The organism is Paenibacillus campinasensis, from assembly GCF_002272015.1.
Classification (GTDB): domain Bacteria; phylum Bacillota; class Bacilli; order Paenibacillales; family Paenibacillaceae; genus Paenibacillus_AQ; species Paenibacillus_AQ campinasensis.
In genome coordinates, this window is sequence record NZ_NPBY01000099.1 from 1 (window position 1) to 1,276 (window position 1,276).

Consider the following 1,276-nt stretch of genomic DNA (forward strand, 5'->3'; position numbering starts at 1 on the left):
CACAAGAGGATATTGACCAAGAGAAAAAAGTGATTATAAATGAAATCTACTTGCATATGGATAATTATTATGAGGTTTGCCAACAAAATTTAATATCCGAAATTTGGAAAAACCATATACTGTCTCGCCCTATTTTAGGAGATTTAACAACAATATCAAAAATGAAGAGCGATTATATATCAAATTTTTATTTTCAAAATCTAAATCCAAGACAAATAGTCATCTCAATATCAGGGAACTATGATGGCGAAGTATTAACTATATTAGAAGAAAAATTTTCGAATTTGAGTAAAAAGGATAATCATCGCTTAGAGAGTGCTCTTCCAGATTATAAATCTAGTAACGTGATAGCACAAAGAGATACTGCGCAGAACTTTGTCATGATGGGTTTTCCCTTGTTTTCTTATATGGATTCCAAACTTCTTGCTTTTATGATTTTCAATCAGTTATTTGGGATGGGTGCTTCTTCCATATTGTTTAAAGAACTAAGGGACAATCATGGTTTAGTTTATATGGTACACTCTTATCCACTCATATATAAAGAGGGAGGGCTATTTATAATCAGTGCATCTTTACCAAAAGTGAACGATACAGACTATCTTATTCAAGAAACTTTCAGAAAAATAAATCATTATAGGAACAATGGTATGAATAAAGAGGAATTCAATACAAGTAAATTAAAATTGTTAGGGCAGATGGCGTTAGAATTTGAAAATACCAGGAATAGGATGTTGGAATTGGGTAAATATGAATTTTTAGGTTTATATAGCCGTTTAGAGGCTGATGAAGGGATCAACGGGGTATTCAAGTTAGTAAAAAACCAAGAAATTTCTTGTACTAATGAAGCTATATTTAAAACTTTCTCATACCCTGCCTCCATATCAATTATAAATAGCGGAAAAAAGTCCGCGATCAATCAATCTCTATAAACTATTCATTTAAAAGTTCTATTTTTTATAAAGGGAGAGAATAGTGTGAGAAGAGTTTTCGGATTCTTTATACTAAATTTAAAAATGTTACTTTTCGAAAAAGTGGCGTTTGTATGGTCGGTGATTTTTCCTCTTTTTATAGCATTAGTTCTGCAGAGGAATATATTAGATTCCACTAGCAATGATCTAGATATCATTAAATATATTTTTTGGTTCTGGGCCTTTATTATCATCAGCACATTTTTAAATGGAATTGGACTACAATCAGCAAGACTTAAAGAAAGTGGATTATTAAAGACATATACTTTAATAGCAGGCAGCAAATACCCAATCATTTTCGGAATGGT

General features: G+C 31.1%; 1 protein-coding gene and 1 pseudogene. Both read left to right on the forward strand.

Features of this window, described 5'->3' with window-relative positions:
- Window positions 1-929 (forward strand): M16 family metallopeptidase (locus CHH67_RS24335; RefSeq protein ID WP_144029319.1); only part of this gene is annotated, 929 nt, incomplete at its 5' end.
- A 45-nt stretch (window positions 930-974) separates the two neighbouring features.
- Window positions 975-1,276: pseudogene (locus CHH67_RS26625) on the forward strand (hypothetical protein); the annotation flags it as partial.